Here is a 14074-nt window from a genome sequence, read left to right on the forward strand (position 1 = left end):
CAAGACAACAGGCCCGCATGCCCATGACCATTTCCCATCCAGCGACAAAACGTGTTTCAGTGCTGCCGATTACGGCGGTCATTATCGCGGCCATTGCCGCCATGCCCATTCTGGCGATCTTCTGGCTGGCGCTGACCGGCAGCACGGAGGGATGGCAGCATCTTCTCGCCAATGTCCTGCCACGCGCCGGGTTCCGCACCTTCATGTTGCTGGGGCTGACGGCCGCGACGACGGCGTTTTTCGGGATCGTCTGCGCCTGGCTCGTCACCACATTCGAATTTCCACTGCGGCGGCTGGTGTCTGCCGCACTTGTCCTGCCCCTTGCGATCCCTTCCTATCTGGCGGCCTATGCATTCGGCGAGTTTCTCGATTTCACCGGGCCGGTGCAGAGCGCGTTGCGCGCCGCCTTCGGTTACCACAACATCCGTGACTACTGGTTTCCCGATATCCGCTCGCTCGGCGGTGCGGTGATTGTCCTGAGTTCGGTGCTTTACCCTTATGTTTATCTCTCCGCCCGCGCCGCCTTTTCCATGCAGGGGCGGTTTGCGGCTGAAGCGGCCCGCACGCTCGGGGCAAAGCCGCTGAATGTGTTCTTCTCCGTGCAATTGCCTATGGCGCGGCCGGCGATTGCCATCGGGCTGTCGCTGGTCTTGATGGAGACGCTGAACGACATTGGCGCTGTCGAATATCTCGGTGTCCAGACGCTCACCTTCACCATCTACGAGACCTGGCTCAATCGCGGCAATCTCGCCAATGCGACCCAGATCGCCGCCATCATCCTCATCATCGTCGGCGCGCTGATCGTCGTCGAACGCAATGCCCGCGAAAAACAGCGCTTCGGCGCACCGAAAGCGACGAGCATGGCGCAGCGCCACCGGCTGAAGGCGCTGGCCGGCTGGCGGCGCTGGTGCGCGAGCCTGTTCTGCTTCCTGCCGGTAGCAAGCGGCTTTTTCATTCCGGTCATCGTGCTGGGCGGTTATGCCGTGAAAAGGCTGGATGCGCTTATGGCGCCAAAGCTTTTGAAAGCGCTGGGGCACAGTCTCGAAGTCTCGCTTTCGGCCGCCCTCGTGACGCTGATTGCCGCCTTCGTGTTTTCCTATGCCATCCGCACAGAGCGCTCGCGCACCTCAAAAGTGGCCGCGAGATTCGGCTCCATGGGTTATGGCGTGCCGGGAACCGTGCTTGCCATCGGCGTGCTCATTCCGCTCGCAAACCTCGACAATGGTGTTGACGGGTTCCTCCGTTCCTATTTCGGCTTTTCCAGCGGGCTGCTGCTTTCCGGCACCGCCTTTGCCATCATTTATGCCCATGCCGTGCGTTTCATGACCATGGCAGAGGGCACGCTGGATGCCGGTTTCCAGAAGCTCTCACCGCATATCGACATGGCCTCGCGCACACTTGGGCGCAACCGGGCGCAGACGCTGTTCAAGGTGCTTTTGCCGAACATGCGGCCGGCCGCACTGACCGCCTTCCTTCTGGTGCTGATCGAATCCATGAAGGAACTGCCGGCGACCATCCTGCTCCGGCCTTTCGGTTTCAACACGCTTGCCACGCTGGTTTATGAGGATGCATCCCGCTCAAGGGTGCAGGATGCCGCCGTGCCGGCGATCATCATCATCATAGCAGGGCTTATTCCCGTCCTGCTCGTCTCGAAATCGATGGATCATCCGGAAAATCACTGAAAGGCACCGGCAACATCCGCAAAAAGAAAGGCGGCCTTGCGGCCGCCTGTATGAGTTGTGCTTTTCAACGAGAGAAAGGGGGACAATCTCGCCATTTGGAAATTATCAATCCCGGCCATCAAACATATGACGGCCCTGCGTTGGATTTACTTTCCGCCAACTCCCATTAACAAGGAGTTAAAACCAAAATCGATCAATTACCGACGAAAATTCCTATTCTGAGACCGTAATGTGCCAAAACTAAATTACAGGTTTCTGATTTTATCGCGATTTCAACAGTAACGCGAAGAAACCGAGACGTTCCGTCTGGTCAGTGTCGTGCAGCCGCATGTTCGTCGCGCATCCGCTGCAATTCGGTGCGCTTGGAGGCAATGGAGGCGACGATGACGCCGATCGTCACGAGACCGATCAGGATCGTGCAGATGGCGTTGATTTCCGGCGTCACGCCCAAGCGAACCTGCGAATAGATTTTGATCGGCAGCGTCGTCGCACCGGGGCCGGTGGCGAAGCTGGCGATAACGAGATCATCGAGCGACAGGGTGAAGGCGAGCATCCAGCCGGCGATGACGGCCGGGAAGATCAGCGGCAGGGTGATGCGGAAGAAGGTCTTGACCGGCGGGCAGCCGAGATCGAGCGCGGCTTCCTCCAGGCTGCGATCGAAAGTCAGAAGGCGCGACTGCACGACGATCGCCACGTAACACATGGTGAAGGTGGTGTGGGCGATGACCACTGTCCAGAAACCACGATCCACCCCGACGGCTACGAAGAGCAGCAGCAGCGACAGGCCGGTGATAACCTCCGGCATGACGAGCGGCGCATAGATCATGCCGGAAAACAGCACCCGGCCCGGAAAGCGCGCGAATCGCGTCAGCGACAGCGCCGCCAGCGTTCCAAGGATGGTGCCGATGGTGGCACTGAGGATACCGACACGCAACGTCACCCAGGCCGCATCCATCAGCCCCTGGTTTGCCCACATGGAGCTATACCATTGCAGCGAAAAGCCGCCCCAGACCGTGACCAGCTTTGAGGCATTAAAGGAATAAACGATCAAGATGATGATCGGGATATAGAGAAAGGCAAAACCGAGGGTGAGGACGGTGATGTCGAATTTTCCGCGCTTCATGGCCTCACCCCACTTTCTTCTGCTGGTTCTGGAAGATGGCGATGGGCACCACCAGCAGGAGCAGAAGTAGCACGGCCACGGCGGAGGCCAGCGGCCAGTCGCGATTGCCGAAGAATTCCGTCCACAGCGTCTTGCCGATCATCAGCGTCTGCGCGCCACCAAGCAGATCGGGAATGACGAATTCACCGGTGATCGGGATGAAGCAGATCATCGCCCCGGCAACCACGCCCGGCAGGGAGAGCGGAAAGGTGATCTTCCAGAAGGCCTTCCAGGGCGGGCAGCCGAGATCGGCCGCAGCTTCGAGAAGCGTATTGTCGAGTTTTTCCAGCGCTGAATAGAGCGGCAGCACCATGAAGGGCAGATAGGAATAAACGATGCCGATGAAGATCGCCGTTTCGGTGCGGAAGATGTTGACCTGCTGGTCTGGTCCGAGAAACCCGAGCCACTGGAACAGCACCGTCAACAGGCCTTCCGGCTTCAGAATGCCGATCCAGGCATAAACGCGGATCAGGAACGAGGTCCAGAACGGCAGGATCACCAGCATCACCAGCGTCGGGCGGATGGATGACGGCGCGCGCGCCATGGCCAGCGCCATGGGATAACCGATCAGCAGAAGCAGGAAGGTGGAGATGAAGGCGATGCGCAGCGACGAGAGGTAAGCGTCGATGTAAAGCGGGTCTTCCGTCAGAAACAGGTAGTTCTCGAAATCGAGCTGCGAGAAGAACGCCCCGAGCTTCGAAAACCCTTCAAAGACCGGCGTATAGGGCGGCATGGAGATCGCCGTATCCGACAGCGAGATCTTGAAGATGATAAAAAACGGCGCGGCGAAGAACAGCAGCAGCCAGAAATAGGGAACCGCAACGACCAGCCAGCGCCAGGGACTTTGCCGGTTTTCGGGAGTGGTGATCGCCATCTCAAGCCTCCCTCAGCGTGTCAGGACGAGGCCGGAATCCGGCTTCCAGTTCAGCCATACCATATCGCCGAAAGTGATCGGACGATCGACGAGACGCGAGACATTCGCCTGCGCCGCGCGGATGACACGGCCATCGGCAAGCTTGACGATGAAGACGGAAAAGTCGCCGAGATAACCGATGTCCCAGACCTCGCCATAGGCGGAATTGATGCTGCTATCGGCGGGCTGGTCGAGCGAGATGCGGACTTTTTCGGGGCGGATGGCGTAGGCCACCTGACTGCCGGTCGCCGCCGCGCATTCCTGCTCCACCGAAACCTTCAGCCCTTCGCAATCCAGCGTCACCAGACCCGGCCTGCCGATATCGGAGGCGTTGGCGACGACGTTCGCGTCGAAAATATTGATGTCGCCGATGAAGTCCGCCACGTAGCGTGTGTTCGGCGCTTCGTAAATCTCGGCCGGCGTCGCCACCTGCACGACGTTGCCCTTGTCCATGACAGCGATGCGGTCCGACACCGTCATCGCCTCTTCCTGGTCATGGGTGACGATGAGGAAGGTGAGGCCGAGATTGGTCTGGATATCCATCAGTTCGAACTGCGTTTCCTCGCGCAGCTTCTTGTCGAGCGCGCCGAGCGGTTCGTCCAGCAGAAGCACCTTCGGCCGCTTGGCAAGCGAACGGGCGAGCGCCACGCGCTGCCGCTGGCCGCCCGAAAGCTGGCTCGGCTTGCGCTTGGCAAATTCCGTGAGCTTCACGAGCTTCAGCATTTCCTCGACGCGGGAAGCGATTTCCGCTTTGGCCATGCCGTCCTGTTCGAGGCCGAAGGCGATGTTCTTTTCCACCGACATATGCGGGAAAAGCGCGTAGGACTGGAACATCATGTTGGTGGGACGCTTATAGGGCGGCACACCGGAAATATCCTTGCCCTGAAGCAGGATGCGGCCTTCGGTCGGCTCTTCGAAACCGGCCAGCATGCGCATCAGCGTGGTCTTGCCGCAGCCGGACGGGCCGAGCAGCGAGAAGAATTCGCGCTCGTAAATATCAAGCGTCAGATTGTTGACGGCGACGAAATCGCCGAAACGCTTGGTGACGTTTTCAAAACGGATGAAGGGCACCGCATCGGGATTGTCCCAAGGGCTGAATTTGCGTTTGACCGGTCCGAGTGTCTTTGCCATGCCCGCCCCATTTCACCAAGAATCCATCGAAACGTATACGACAGCGAGGCCGGATCGACGCCATCCCCACCTGTCTTCATCCCCGTTCCCCGGAACAGGCCGAGGATGTAGCAGGGATCAAGTCAGCCCAAGTCTCCGGGCTGAAAAGACTTCATCTGACCTGACAGATTCAGGTCGCTGGATTCCCGTGACGAGCACAGGAATGAGGATGGACGGTGTCCACCCTCTCCGGATCCGCTTAGCTGCCGGTCTTTATCTGCGTCCAGACGCGGTTCAGCACGCGCTGTTCCTTCGGCCCGTAGGGCGAGATGGTGAAGAGCTTCTTCATCGTCTCGGCATCGGGATAGACCGCCGGGTTCTTGGCGACCGCCTCATCCATCAGTGCCTGCGAGGCAAGGTTGCCATTCGCATACTGGACATAGTTGGATGCCTTGGCGATGACTTCCGGGCGCATCAGATAATTGATGAAGGCGTGCGCTTCCTCGACATTCTTGGCATCCGCCGGGATGGCAAGGTTGTCGAACCACATATAGGTGCCTTCCTTCGGGATGACGTAGTTCACCTCGACGCCGTTCTTGGCTTCCTCGGCGCGCGTTTTCGCCTGCAGGATATCGCCCGACCAGCCGATGGTGATGCAGGTATCGCCATTCGCCAGTTCGTCGATATAGGCGGAGGAATTGAAGGTCTTCACGGAGGGGCGGATCTTCATGTAGACATCGCCGCCCGCCTCGAGATCGGCGGTTTCCTTGCTGTCGGGATTCTTGCCGAGATAGTTCATGGCGATGGCGAAGGTTTCGTCCGACGCATCGAGAATATTGATGCCGCAGGATTTCAGCTTTTCGGCATTTTCCGGCTTGAAGAGAATATCCCAGCTATCGACCGGAACATCGCCGAGGGCGGCCTTCACCTTGGCGACGTTATAACCGATGCCGGTGGTGCCCCACATGTAGTTGACGGCATATTCGTTGCCAGGATCGTATTTCGCCAGACGCTCGGAGACGTCCGGCCACATGTTCTTCAGATTCGGCAACTTGGACTTGTCGAGTTTCTGGAACACGCCGGCATTGATCTGGCGAGCGAGGAAGGGGCCGGTGGGCACCACGACATCGTAACCCGAGCTTCCGGCGAGAAGCTTCGTTTCCACGAGTTCGTTGCTGTCGAACACGTCATAAACGACCTTGATGCCGGTTTCCTTGGTGAAATCGGCAAGGATCGATTCGTCGATATAATCCGACCAGTTATAGACGTGGACGACCTTCTCCTGGGCCATTGCCGAGCCTGCTGCAACGAGCGCGGTGGTGAGAGCCAAGGTCAGACGGAGAGAACGGTTTTTCATGATGTCTCCTGTTAACGCATCCTCACGGTGGGAGCGTGATCCCCTTTTTTGCGAGAGACTAGAAAGGAAAACAAAAGGGAGCAAGCGGGAAATGTGCGGCACAGCATTTTCAACCAAATGTGTTCCGGCCACAAAAAAGCGGATGGAAACACCTACTGGAAGTCGAAAACACTGAGACCCGTGACCATTTCATCCAGCCCGAGCGGACGTGTGAGCGGTGCTTCCGCCCGCGACAGGCAGCCCTGCCTCTCGCACAGCCGGCAGGAGGGGCCGATGGCAACGGGTGCCGCGCCCGAAGCGGCCGGGCCATAGACCGTTTCCCCCGCCTGGCCGAGATCGCAGCCCAGAAGCACGGCGGTTCGCCTCACCCTTTCGCCGAAGCCCGCCTGCGGGCCTTCCAGCGTGCGCGAAACCGTGAGGAAAGCATCGCCGTCAGGCATTTCCACGGCTTCCACCAGAACCTGCCCCGGCTGGGCGAAGGCTGCATGAATATTGAGCCGCGGACAGAGGCCGCCGAATCGCGCCCTCGGAAAACCGCCGGCCCCGGCAAGGCGGAAGCGGTTGCCAGCATTGTCGATCTCCATCAGGAAAAACGGGATCGCCGCGGCCGTTGGCCGTTGCAGGCTGACGAGCCGGTTGGCGGCCTGTTCGAACGAGACGTTGAAGCGCGACCGCAGAACATCGAGATCATATTTCGCGCGCTGGGCGGCGCTGAGGAACGCGCCATAGGGCATCATCAGCGCATGGGCGGCATAACGCGCCAGTTCGAAACGGGCGATACGCCGCGCCTCCTCGCCCTTCAGGCCCAGCGCCTCCAGTTCCGCCCCAATCTCTTCGCGCAGCGCCAGAAGACAGGTCTCCATCGCCATTTCCCGGAGCTGATCCGGTTGCGACAGGCGCTCCGACAAAAACAGCCGCATCGAATGGCGGTCATAACGCCGCCTCAGATTCGGCATGGCGTGCACCGGCAGAGTTCTGACAACGATGCCGTGGTTTTTCTGTAACCACGCACGAAGACCGGAGGCGAGATCATCACCCGCCGACAATTGTTTATGGAGTTCTTCCGCCGCCGCATCGATGGCATGGAAATAGGCTGGCCGGTTTTCAAAGACATGCCGCACCTCATCGATCGGCAGCCGAGTGGAAGACAACGCGGTCTCATGCCCCTCCCGCGCCAGAAGATCGGAAAGGTCGGAAAGGCGCTGCGCCTGCTCCCGGTAGGCCCGGTAAAGCTTGAGGACACCACTTGCCGCATTGGGCGCGGCATCCGCGACCTCGATCAGTTCCTGCGGCGATGGCACTTCACCCGCCAGCAATGGATCGGCGAAGACCTCACGCAGCTGCCCGGCGGAACCGGCGCTTTCGCCCTGCAGGTCATCCAGATCGACCTTGTAGACCGAAGCGAGCTTCAAAAGCAGCTGCACCGTGAGCGGCCGCTGGTTGCGCTCGATGAGATTGAGATAGGACGGCGAGATCGCCAGCGCCTCGGCCATGGCCGTCTGCGTCAATGCGAGACCGTTGCGAATACGGCGTACGCGCGGTCCGGCAAAAATCTTGTTTTCCGACACAGCCTCACCTTCCCATCCCGTGATTCATACAAGCCTGTTACAAACCCGTCGGGCTAGAGCTTTTTACAAAATTTACAGTTTTACAACTCCACCCTGTCACGCACCCTACAGGATAACCTCTTTCAAGTCACTGTTTTTATGTTTGTTCTGGCGTTGAAATCTCCAAAAATGTAAATGTAGTCACACAGAACGGCGCCACACGAAGTTCACGACAGCCCGTTTTAGAAACCGCATTTGTCATGGGAGAGAGAAGTATGACGGATTTTTACAAACTTGTTCCGGGCGCACCGCAGGGCCGTTTCGAGGGCATCGAGCGCACCTACACCGCCGCCGACGTGGAGCGGTTGCGCGGTTCCGTCGAAATCCGCCATTCGCTGGCCGAGATGGGTGCTAACCGGCTGTGGAAGCTGATCAACGAGGAGAATTTCGTCAATGCGCTCGGCGCGCTTTCCGGCAACCAGGCCATGCAGATGGTTCGCGCCGGGTTGAAGGCGATCTATCTTTCCGGCTGGCAGGTTGCTGCGGACGCAAATACGGCATCGGCCATGTATCCGGACCAGTCGCTTTATCCCGCCAATGCGGCACCGGAGCTTGCCAAGCGCATCAACCGCACTTTGCAGCGCGCCGACCAGATCGAGACGGCGGAAGGCAAGGGCCTTTCGGTCGACACCTGGTTCGCGCCGATCGTTGCCGATGCGGAAGCCGGTTTCGGCGGGCCGCTCAATGCCTTCGAGATCATGAAGGCCTTCATTGAGGCGGGCGCAGCGGGCGTTCACTATGAAGACCAGCTGGCATCGGAAAAGAAATGCGGCCATCTGGGCGGCAAGGTTCTTATCCCGACGGCAGCGCATATCCGCAACCTGACGGCAGCGCGTCTCGCTGCAGATGTCATGGGTGTGCCGACGCTGGTTATCGCCCGCACGGATGCGGAGGCTGCCAAGCTTCTGACCTCCGACATCGATGAGCGCGACCGCCCCTTCGTGGATTACGATGCCGGCCGCACCGTCGAAGGCTTTTATCAGGTCAAGAACGGTCTTGAGCCCTGTATTGCCCGTGCCGTTGCCTATGCGCCCTATTGCGACCTGATCTGGTGCGAAACCTCAAAGCCGGATCTCGAACAGGCGCGCAGGTTTGCGGAAGGCGTGCACAAGGTGCATCCCGGCAAGAAGCTCGCCTACAATTGCTCGCCGTCGTTCAACTGGAAAAAGAACCTCGACGACGCGACGATTGCCAAGTTCCAGCGGGAGCTCGGCGCGATGGGCTACAAGTTCCAGTTCATCACGCTCGCCGGTTTCCACCAGCTGAATTTCGGCATGTTCGAACTGGCGCGCGGTTACAAGGACCGGCAGATGGCGGCCTATTCCGAGCTTCAGGAAGCGGAATTCGCGGCGGAAGTGAACGGCTACACCGCCACCAAGCACCAGCGCGAAGTCGGCACCGGCTATTTCGACGCCGTGTCGCTCGCCATCTCGGGCGGCACCTCGTCCACGACCGCCATGAAGGAATCCACCGAGCACGACCAGTTCCGCCCGGCGGCTGAATAAATCGAGAAAACCGCCCTTCCCGGCAACAATCAAAGGCTGGGAAGGGCTTGCAAACCGGATCAAGAACCCCGACCAATAAAGAGAGGAGAAATGCCATGAATGCCCACAACCCCATCAAGACCCACGTCAAGGAACGCGCCGAGGAACAATCCTCCGCCATGACGCAGGATCAGCAGGCCGCCATCCGCATGCTGGCCAATGATCTGCACCGCCTCAACCAGGCTGTCATGAAAGCCGTCGAGGCCGGTGTTTCCGTCGAGCTCGTCCGCTCGGCCCGCCACCATGGCGGCGGCGGCAACTGGGGCGATCTTCTGATCCCCGTCATCGTCGCGCAGGGGCGTGACGCCGCCTGAGGGACAGCCTTTCTCTTATGCCGGGCGGCTCTTGCGACCGGCATAAAGATCGGAATGGCTTTTGATCAGACGGGTCATCCGATCCGCCACCGTCCGTATATCGCGGCGGTGGCGATCGTCATTGTTCATGACGATCCATTGATTGTGGCGGAGTGGTTCGATTTCGCCACCCTCGCGAAGAAGCCGTGCATCCGCATCTCCCACGAAGCAGGGAAGCACGGCGACCCCTGCCCCGGCCAACACCAGATCGAGCAGCGCCACCGGCCGGTTCACCGTCACAGCAATATCGCTGCGGCGGTTCTCATGCGGCCAGCGCAGATAGGTGGAAATGGCGCCGTCTTCCGCCACCGCCAGCCAGCGGTCGGCAACGGCGGCAGCGGCGTTGCGCAGCCTGTAGGGCGCATAGGCCACCTCCCCCGTCTTGATGGCGGCGAGGTTCTTTTCCTGCGGCTCGAAAGCGCGGATGCCGATGTCGTTTTCACGATGGGCCAGAGACGCCCTCTGTTCCGCTATGAAAAGATCGATGCGGAAATCATCACGGTCGGTGCAGATGGCGGAGAAGTTGCCAGTCAGCAGCCAGGCATTCCAGGTGCCGACGGCGATGCGCACGGTGGAAGAGGCCAAGGATGCCTTCTGCCATCCCTCGATATCCCTGGCAGCATTTTCCATCGCCTGAAGCCGGTCGAACAGCGCGCGACCATCCGCCGTCAGGGCATATCCTGTCTGGCTACGCTGAAACAGGGCCTTGCCGATGCGCTCCTCCAGCTCCACCATGCGCCGCCCCACGGTCGCGGGGCTAAGACCCGTCAGCGCGGCCGCCCCGGTCAGGCCGCCGCTGCGTGACACATCGAGGAAAAGCTGATAGGAATCCCAGGTGACGTTTTTCATCGGTGAAAAACGTAGCGCATTTTCTTGCGCAGATAAATCAAAAAACGGCGTGCATCATGACCCTCCGCATAAGAAGGAGAGCGAACATGCACGCGATTTTTGCAGCACGGGTCATCATCGAAAACCAGCAGCCGCGCACCCGGCACGAAGCCATTCTGCAGGAAGAGAAGTTCTATGCTGATATGGCCGAAGCGTCCTGGCCGTGGCGGCTTTTCCGCATACTTGTAGGAATGATGAAGTCGAAGGACCGCGGGTCAGTAAAAGAGGGCGATCAGAGCCGCGAGAGCGCCGGTTGCGATGATGCCGAGGCGAAAGGCCATCTGCCGGCTCTCGCTTTCGGCGCGGGCGATGGCAATGGCGCGAGGGCGACGATGTGCGGATCTGTTCATGCGCGGGCTCCTGACGAAAAACTCAACCGACCCATGCCCTGTTAAGAGCCTCCAGCCTGACATCATGTGCAGCGGGATCGCTGAGCGATCCGGCTTTGCTGGCATTCGGTCAGGATGACTCCGCGCCTGTTAACAGAATGTTAAAGAGGGCGAGAACGGGCCACAAACTCGGCTGATGAGTTTGGCAAACGCGCCCATCCGCACGCCGTCACCCCGGACTAGATCCGGGGTCCAGCCGACGCATGTCCGTGCGGCGAGAAAGTATTTCAGCCCAAAGACTTGGGCTGGCTGGATTCCGGCTCAAGGCCGAAATGACGGAAGAGAGAATGCTTCAACCAACTGACTGAGCCCATCTCACGCGAATTCGCCTGCCGCCTGTCCGGACGCCCAGGCCCACTGGAAATTATAGCCGCCGAGCCAGCCGGTGACGTCAACGCATTCGCCGATGAAGAACAGGCCCGGCACCGCTTTCGCCGCCATGCTGCGGGAATCGAGGGCCATCGTGTCCACGCCACCGAGCGTGACTTCCGCCGTGCGGTAGCCTTCGGAACCGGCGGGCTTGATCTGCCAGTCCTGCACCTCGCTGGCGAGCTTCGCCAGAGCCTTGTCGGACATATCGGCCAGATGACCGGTAAGGCCGGATTGTTCGACGACGTGCTGGGCGAGCCGTTTCGGCAGGATTTCCGATAATGCCGTCTGGGGCGACTGGCGGCCGTTCTTCTGTTTCGCCTGTTTCAGCAGCGCGGCGATATCGCGATGCGGTTCGAGTTTCAGGCGGATCGCATCGCCTTCACGCCAATAGGATGAGATTTGCAAGATGGAGGGACCGCTCAGACCACGATGGGTGAAGAGCAGCGCTTCCTCAAACAAGGTCTTGCCGTGAGAGACCTCGGCTGGAACCGCGACGCCGGCAAGCGGGCTCAGCCTTTCCAGCAAAGCGGGATCGAGCGTCAGCGGCACAAGGCCGGGACGCGGCTCGATGAGCTTGAGACCGAATTGCTCGGCGATCTGGTAGGCAAAGCCGGTCGCGCCCATTTTCGGGATCGACTTGCCGCCCGTCGCGATGACGAGGCTTTCCGCTTCGATTACGCCGCCTGAGGTCGTGACACGAAAGCGGCCGCCATCATGGGTGACAGCCGAGATCGAGGTTTCGAGCCGCAGCTTCGCATTCACCGCCTGCATTTCGCCAAGCAGCATGCGGATGATGTCCTTGGCGCTGTCGTCACAAAAGAGCTGACCGAGCGTTTTTTCGTGCCAGGCGATGCGGTGTTTTTCGACGAGAGCGATGAAATCGCGGGGTGTGTAACGGGCGAGCGCGGATTTGGCGAAATGCGGGTTGGCGGAGAGATAGTTCTTCGGCCCGGCGTGAATATTGGTGAAGTTGCAGCGCCCGCCGCCGGAGATACGGATCTTTTCGCCCGGCGCTTTGGCGTGGTCGAGAATGACGACGGAGCGGCCGCGCTGACCGGCGCGGATGGCGCACATCATGCCGGCGGCGCCCGCCCCCAAAATCAGCACGTCACATTTCTCTGTCATCATTCCATCCGTTCCGTTTCCTTTCCTCTTTTCGAAGTGCCGCCACTTGTCAATGGCGCTTTCCCCCTCGCCAATTGCCAAACTACGGTTATGATGGCGCCAGTCGAAACACAGACCCGGTGATACATGCCCCCGAAGAAAACCATGCTCCGCCCGAAGAAACAGGCAACCATGGCAAAGACACCTCCCCTCGACCTTTCCTCCCCCCGTGGCGTTTCCTCCTGGCGCGAAGCCGCGCAATGGCTGCGTGCGCGCGGGATCGAGGATATAGAATGCATCACCCCCGACCTTGCCGGGGTTCCCCGCGGCAAGATGATGCCCACGGCGAAATTCACGGGCGATACCTCGCTTGCCCTGCCGTCTGCGCTCTACCGCCACACGATATCAGGCGAATATCCCGACGAGACCGCCAATTTCCGTTATGAGCCGCGCGACAGCGACCTGAAGCTGGTGCCCGATCTTTCCACGCTGTCCGTCGTGCCCTGGGAAACCGACCCGACCGCGCAGGTAATCTGCGACGTGGTGGATGCGGAAGGCAATTTCGTGCCCTACACGCCGCGCAACGTGCTGAAGAATGTGCTTTCGCTCTATACCGAAAAGGGCTGGAAGCCAGTCGTCGCACCGGAAATCGAATTCTACCTCGTCGCCATGAATGACGACCCGGATTATCCGCTGCACCCGCCGAAGGGCCGGTCCGGCCGCTCCATCGTCGGCGGGCAGAGCTACTCCATCGCCGGCATCAACGAGTTCGACGAGCTGATCGACGACATCTATCACTTCTCGGAAAAACAGGGCCTCGAGATCGATACGCTGATCCACGAGGAGGGTCCGGCGCAGCTGGAAATCAACCTGCGCCATGGCGATCCTATCGAGCTTGCCGACCAGGTTTTCCTGTTCAAACGCACCATCCGCGAGGCGGCGCTGAAACACGGCATCTATGCCACCTTCATGGCGAAGCCCATGCAGGGCCAGCCGGGTTCGGCCATGCATATCCACCAGTCAGTGGTGGAGATCGACAGCGGCCGCAATATTTTCTCCAACAAGGATGGCGGCCCTTCCAAGGAGTTCTTCAACTTCGTGGGCGGCATGCAGCGCTATGTGCCGAACGCGCTGGTCATGCTGGCGCCTTACGTGAATTCCTATCGCCGCCTGACGCCGGACATGGCCTGCCCGGTCAACAATGCCTGGGGTTACGACAATCGCACCACCGCTTTCCGGGTGCCGATTTCCGGTCCGCAGGCGCGGCGCGTCGAAAACCGCCTGCCGAGCTCGGACGCCAATCCCTATCTCGCGCTTGCCGCCTCGCTCGGCTGCGGCTGGCTTGGCATCGTCAACAATATCGAGCCGACCGAACCCACCGCCGATACGGCCAATGAGGGCTCCATCGAACTGCCGCGCGGTCTGCTTGAGGCCGTGGCGTTGCTGGAGGGCGAAGAGCAGTTCGACCGGGTGTTCGGCCATGAATTCGTGGGCCTCTATGCCGGCCTGAAACGCGGGGAGTTCGAGACCTTCATGCAGGTGATCAGCCCCTGGGAGCGGGAATTCCTGCTTCTCAACGTGTAAGGAACCCCG

Annotated in this window: 12 protein-coding genes; 5 read left to right on the forward strand and 7 right to left on the reverse strand. The window is 60.0% G+C overall.

Annotation, left to right across the window (positions count from 1 at the left end; all coding sequences use genetic code 11):
- Positions 1 to 17 precede the first annotated feature (17 nt).
- Positions 18 to 1682 carry an ABC transporter permease gene (locus QD336_RS04890; RefSeq protein ID WP_499169626.1) on the forward strand — a complete coding sequence of 555 codons (1665 nt, stop codon included), beginning with the start codon at positions 18 to 20 and terminating at the stop codon, positions 1680 to 1682.
- 310 nt (positions 1683 to 1992) lie between these two features.
- Here QD336_RS04890 and QD336_RS04895 read toward each other — a convergent pair whose 3' ends face one another.
- The 5 genes from QD336_RS04895 to QD336_RS04915 form a co-directional block, all read right to left on the reverse strand.
- Positions 1993 to 2805 (reverse strand): ABC transporter permease, encoded by an 813-nt coding sequence (locus QD336_RS04895; protein WP_269342060.1) that lies wholly within the window; start codon positions 2803 to 2805, stop codon positions 1993 to 1995.
- 4 nt (positions 2806 to 2809) lie between these two features.
- Positions 2810 to 3718, reverse strand: a complete 909-nt coding sequence (locus tag QD336_RS04900; RefSeq protein WP_269342059.1) for an ABC transporter permease subunit — start codon at positions 3716 to 3718, stop codon at positions 2810 to 2812.
- 12 nt (positions 3719 to 3730) lie between these two features.
- Positions 3731 to 4888, reverse strand: coding sequence for an ABC transporter ATP-binding protein (locus QD336_RS04905; RefSeq protein WP_269342057.1), 1158 nt, complete (start codon positions 4886 to 4888; stop codon positions 3731 to 3733).
- A 238-nt stretch (positions 4889 to 5126) separates the two neighbouring features.
- Positions 5127 to 6224 carry a polyamine ABC transporter substrate-binding protein gene (locus QD336_RS04910; protein WP_269342055.1) on the reverse strand — a complete coding sequence of 366 codons (1098 nt, stop codon included), beginning with the start codon at positions 6222 to 6224 and terminating at the stop codon, positions 5127 to 5129.
- A gap of 152 nt (positions 6225 to 6376) precedes the next feature.
- On the reverse strand, positions 6377 to 7792 hold the full coding sequence (locus tag QD336_RS04915) for a helix-turn-helix domain-containing protein (RefSeq protein WP_269342053.1): 1416 nt from the start codon (positions 7790 to 7792) through the stop codon (positions 6377 to 6379).
- A 254-nt stretch (positions 7793 to 8046) separates the two neighbouring features.
- Here QD336_RS04915 and aceA point away from each other — a divergent pair, with 254 nt between their 5' ends.
- Entirely contained in the window at positions 8047 to 9336 is a 1290-nt protein-coding gene (gene aceA, locus QD336_RS04920; RefSeq protein ID WP_269342052.1) for an isocitrate lyase, read from the forward strand.
- 95 nt (positions 9337 to 9431) lie between these two features.
- The gene (locus QD336_RS04925) at positions 9432 to 9689 is read left to right on the forward strand and encodes an SMc00767 family acetate metabolism repressor (protein WP_004432604.1); all 258 of its coding nucleotides are present in this window, start codon (positions 9432 to 9434) and stop codon (positions 9687 to 9689) included.
- A gap of 15 nt (positions 9690 to 9704) precedes the next feature.
- Here the strand turns inward: QD336_RS04925 and QD336_RS04930 are convergent, their stop codons facing one another.
- Positions 9705 to 10577: a LysR family transcriptional regulator gene (locus QD336_RS04930; RefSeq protein WP_269342051.1), complete on the reverse strand. Its 873-nt coding sequence runs from the start codon at positions 10575 to 10577 to the stop codon at positions 9705 to 9707.
- Positions 10578 to 10663: 86 nt separating this feature from the next.
- On the opposite strand from QD336_RS04930, the gene QD336_RS04935 reads away from it, so the two are divergent.
- Positions 10664 to 11011, forward strand: coding sequence for a hypothetical protein (locus QD336_RS04935; RefSeq protein WP_269342434.1), 348 nt, complete (start codon positions 10664 to 10666; stop codon positions 11009 to 11011).
- Positions 11012 to 11320: 309 nt separating this feature from the next.
- Here QD336_RS04935 and QD336_RS04940 read toward each other — a convergent pair whose 3' ends face one another.
- Positions 11321 to 12505, reverse strand: coding sequence for a BaiN/RdsA family NAD(P)/FAD-dependent oxidoreductase (locus QD336_RS04940; protein ID WP_499169630.1), 1185 nt, complete (start codon positions 12503 to 12505; stop codon positions 11321 to 11323).
- Positions 12506 to 12628: 123 nt separating this feature from the next.
- Between QD336_RS04940 and QD336_RS04945 the strand changes: the two genes are divergently transcribed.
- Complete coding sequence (locus tag QD336_RS04945) at positions 12629 to 14065, forward strand: glutamine synthetase family protein (protein WP_269342047.1); 1437 nt, start codon at positions 12629 to 12631, stop codon at positions 14063 to 14065.
- The last annotated feature ends 9 nt before the right edge of the window (positions 14066 to 14074 follow it).

The organism is Rhizobium sp. BR 250 (assembly GCF_047445855.1).
Classification (GTDB): domain Bacteria; phylum Pseudomonadota; class Alphaproteobacteria; order Rhizobiales; family Rhizobiaceae; genus Agrobacterium; species Agrobacterium tumefaciens_I.

What these genes read in the sequence shown, in the direction of transcription:
- QD336_RS04890 (WP_499169626.1), top strand. Translation starts at nt 18, where the DNA reads ATGCCCATGACCATTTCCCATCCAGCGACAAAACGTGTTTCAGTGCTG.
- QD336_RS04930 (WP_269342051.1), bottom strand. Translation starts at nt 10,577, where the DNA reads ATGAAAAACGTCACCTGGGATTCCTATCAGCTTTTCCTCGATGTGTCA.
- QD336_RS04940 (WP_499169630.1), bottom strand. Translation starts at nt 12,505, where the DNA reads ATGATGACAGAGAAATGTGACGTGCTGATTTTGGGGGCGGGCGCCGCC.
- aceA (WP_269342052.1), top strand. Translation starts at nt 8,047, where the DNA reads ATGACGGATTTTTACAAACTTGTTCCGGGCGCACCGCAGGGCCGTTTC.
- QD336_RS04945 (WP_269342047.1), top strand. Translation starts at nt 12,629, where the DNA reads ATGCCCCCGAAGAAAACCATGCTCCGCCCGAAGAAACAGGCAACCATG.
- QD336_RS04905 (WP_269342057.1), bottom strand. Translation starts at nt 4,888, where the DNA reads ATGGCAAAGACACTCGGACCGGTCAAACGCAAATTCAGCCCTTGGGAC.
- QD336_RS04925 (WP_004432604.1), top strand. Translation starts at nt 9,432, where the DNA reads ATGAATGCCCACAACCCCATCAAGACCCACGTCAAGGAACGCGCCGAG.
- QD336_RS04935 (WP_269342434.1), top strand. Translation starts at nt 10,664, where the DNA reads ATGCACGCGATTTTTGCAGCACGGGTCATCATCGAAAACCAGCAGCCG.
- QD336_RS04910 (WP_269342055.1), bottom strand. Translation starts at nt 6,224, where the DNA reads ATGAAAAACCGTTCTCTCCGTCTGACCTTGGCTCTCACCACCGCGCTC.
- QD336_RS04900 (WP_269342059.1), bottom strand. Translation starts at nt 3,718, where the DNA reads ATGGCGATCACCACTCCCGAAAACCGGCAAAGTCCCTGGCGCTGGCTG.
- QD336_RS04895 (WP_269342060.1), bottom strand. Translation starts at nt 2,805, where the DNA reads ATGAAGCGCGGAAAATTCGACATCACCGTCCTCACCCTCGGTTTTGCC.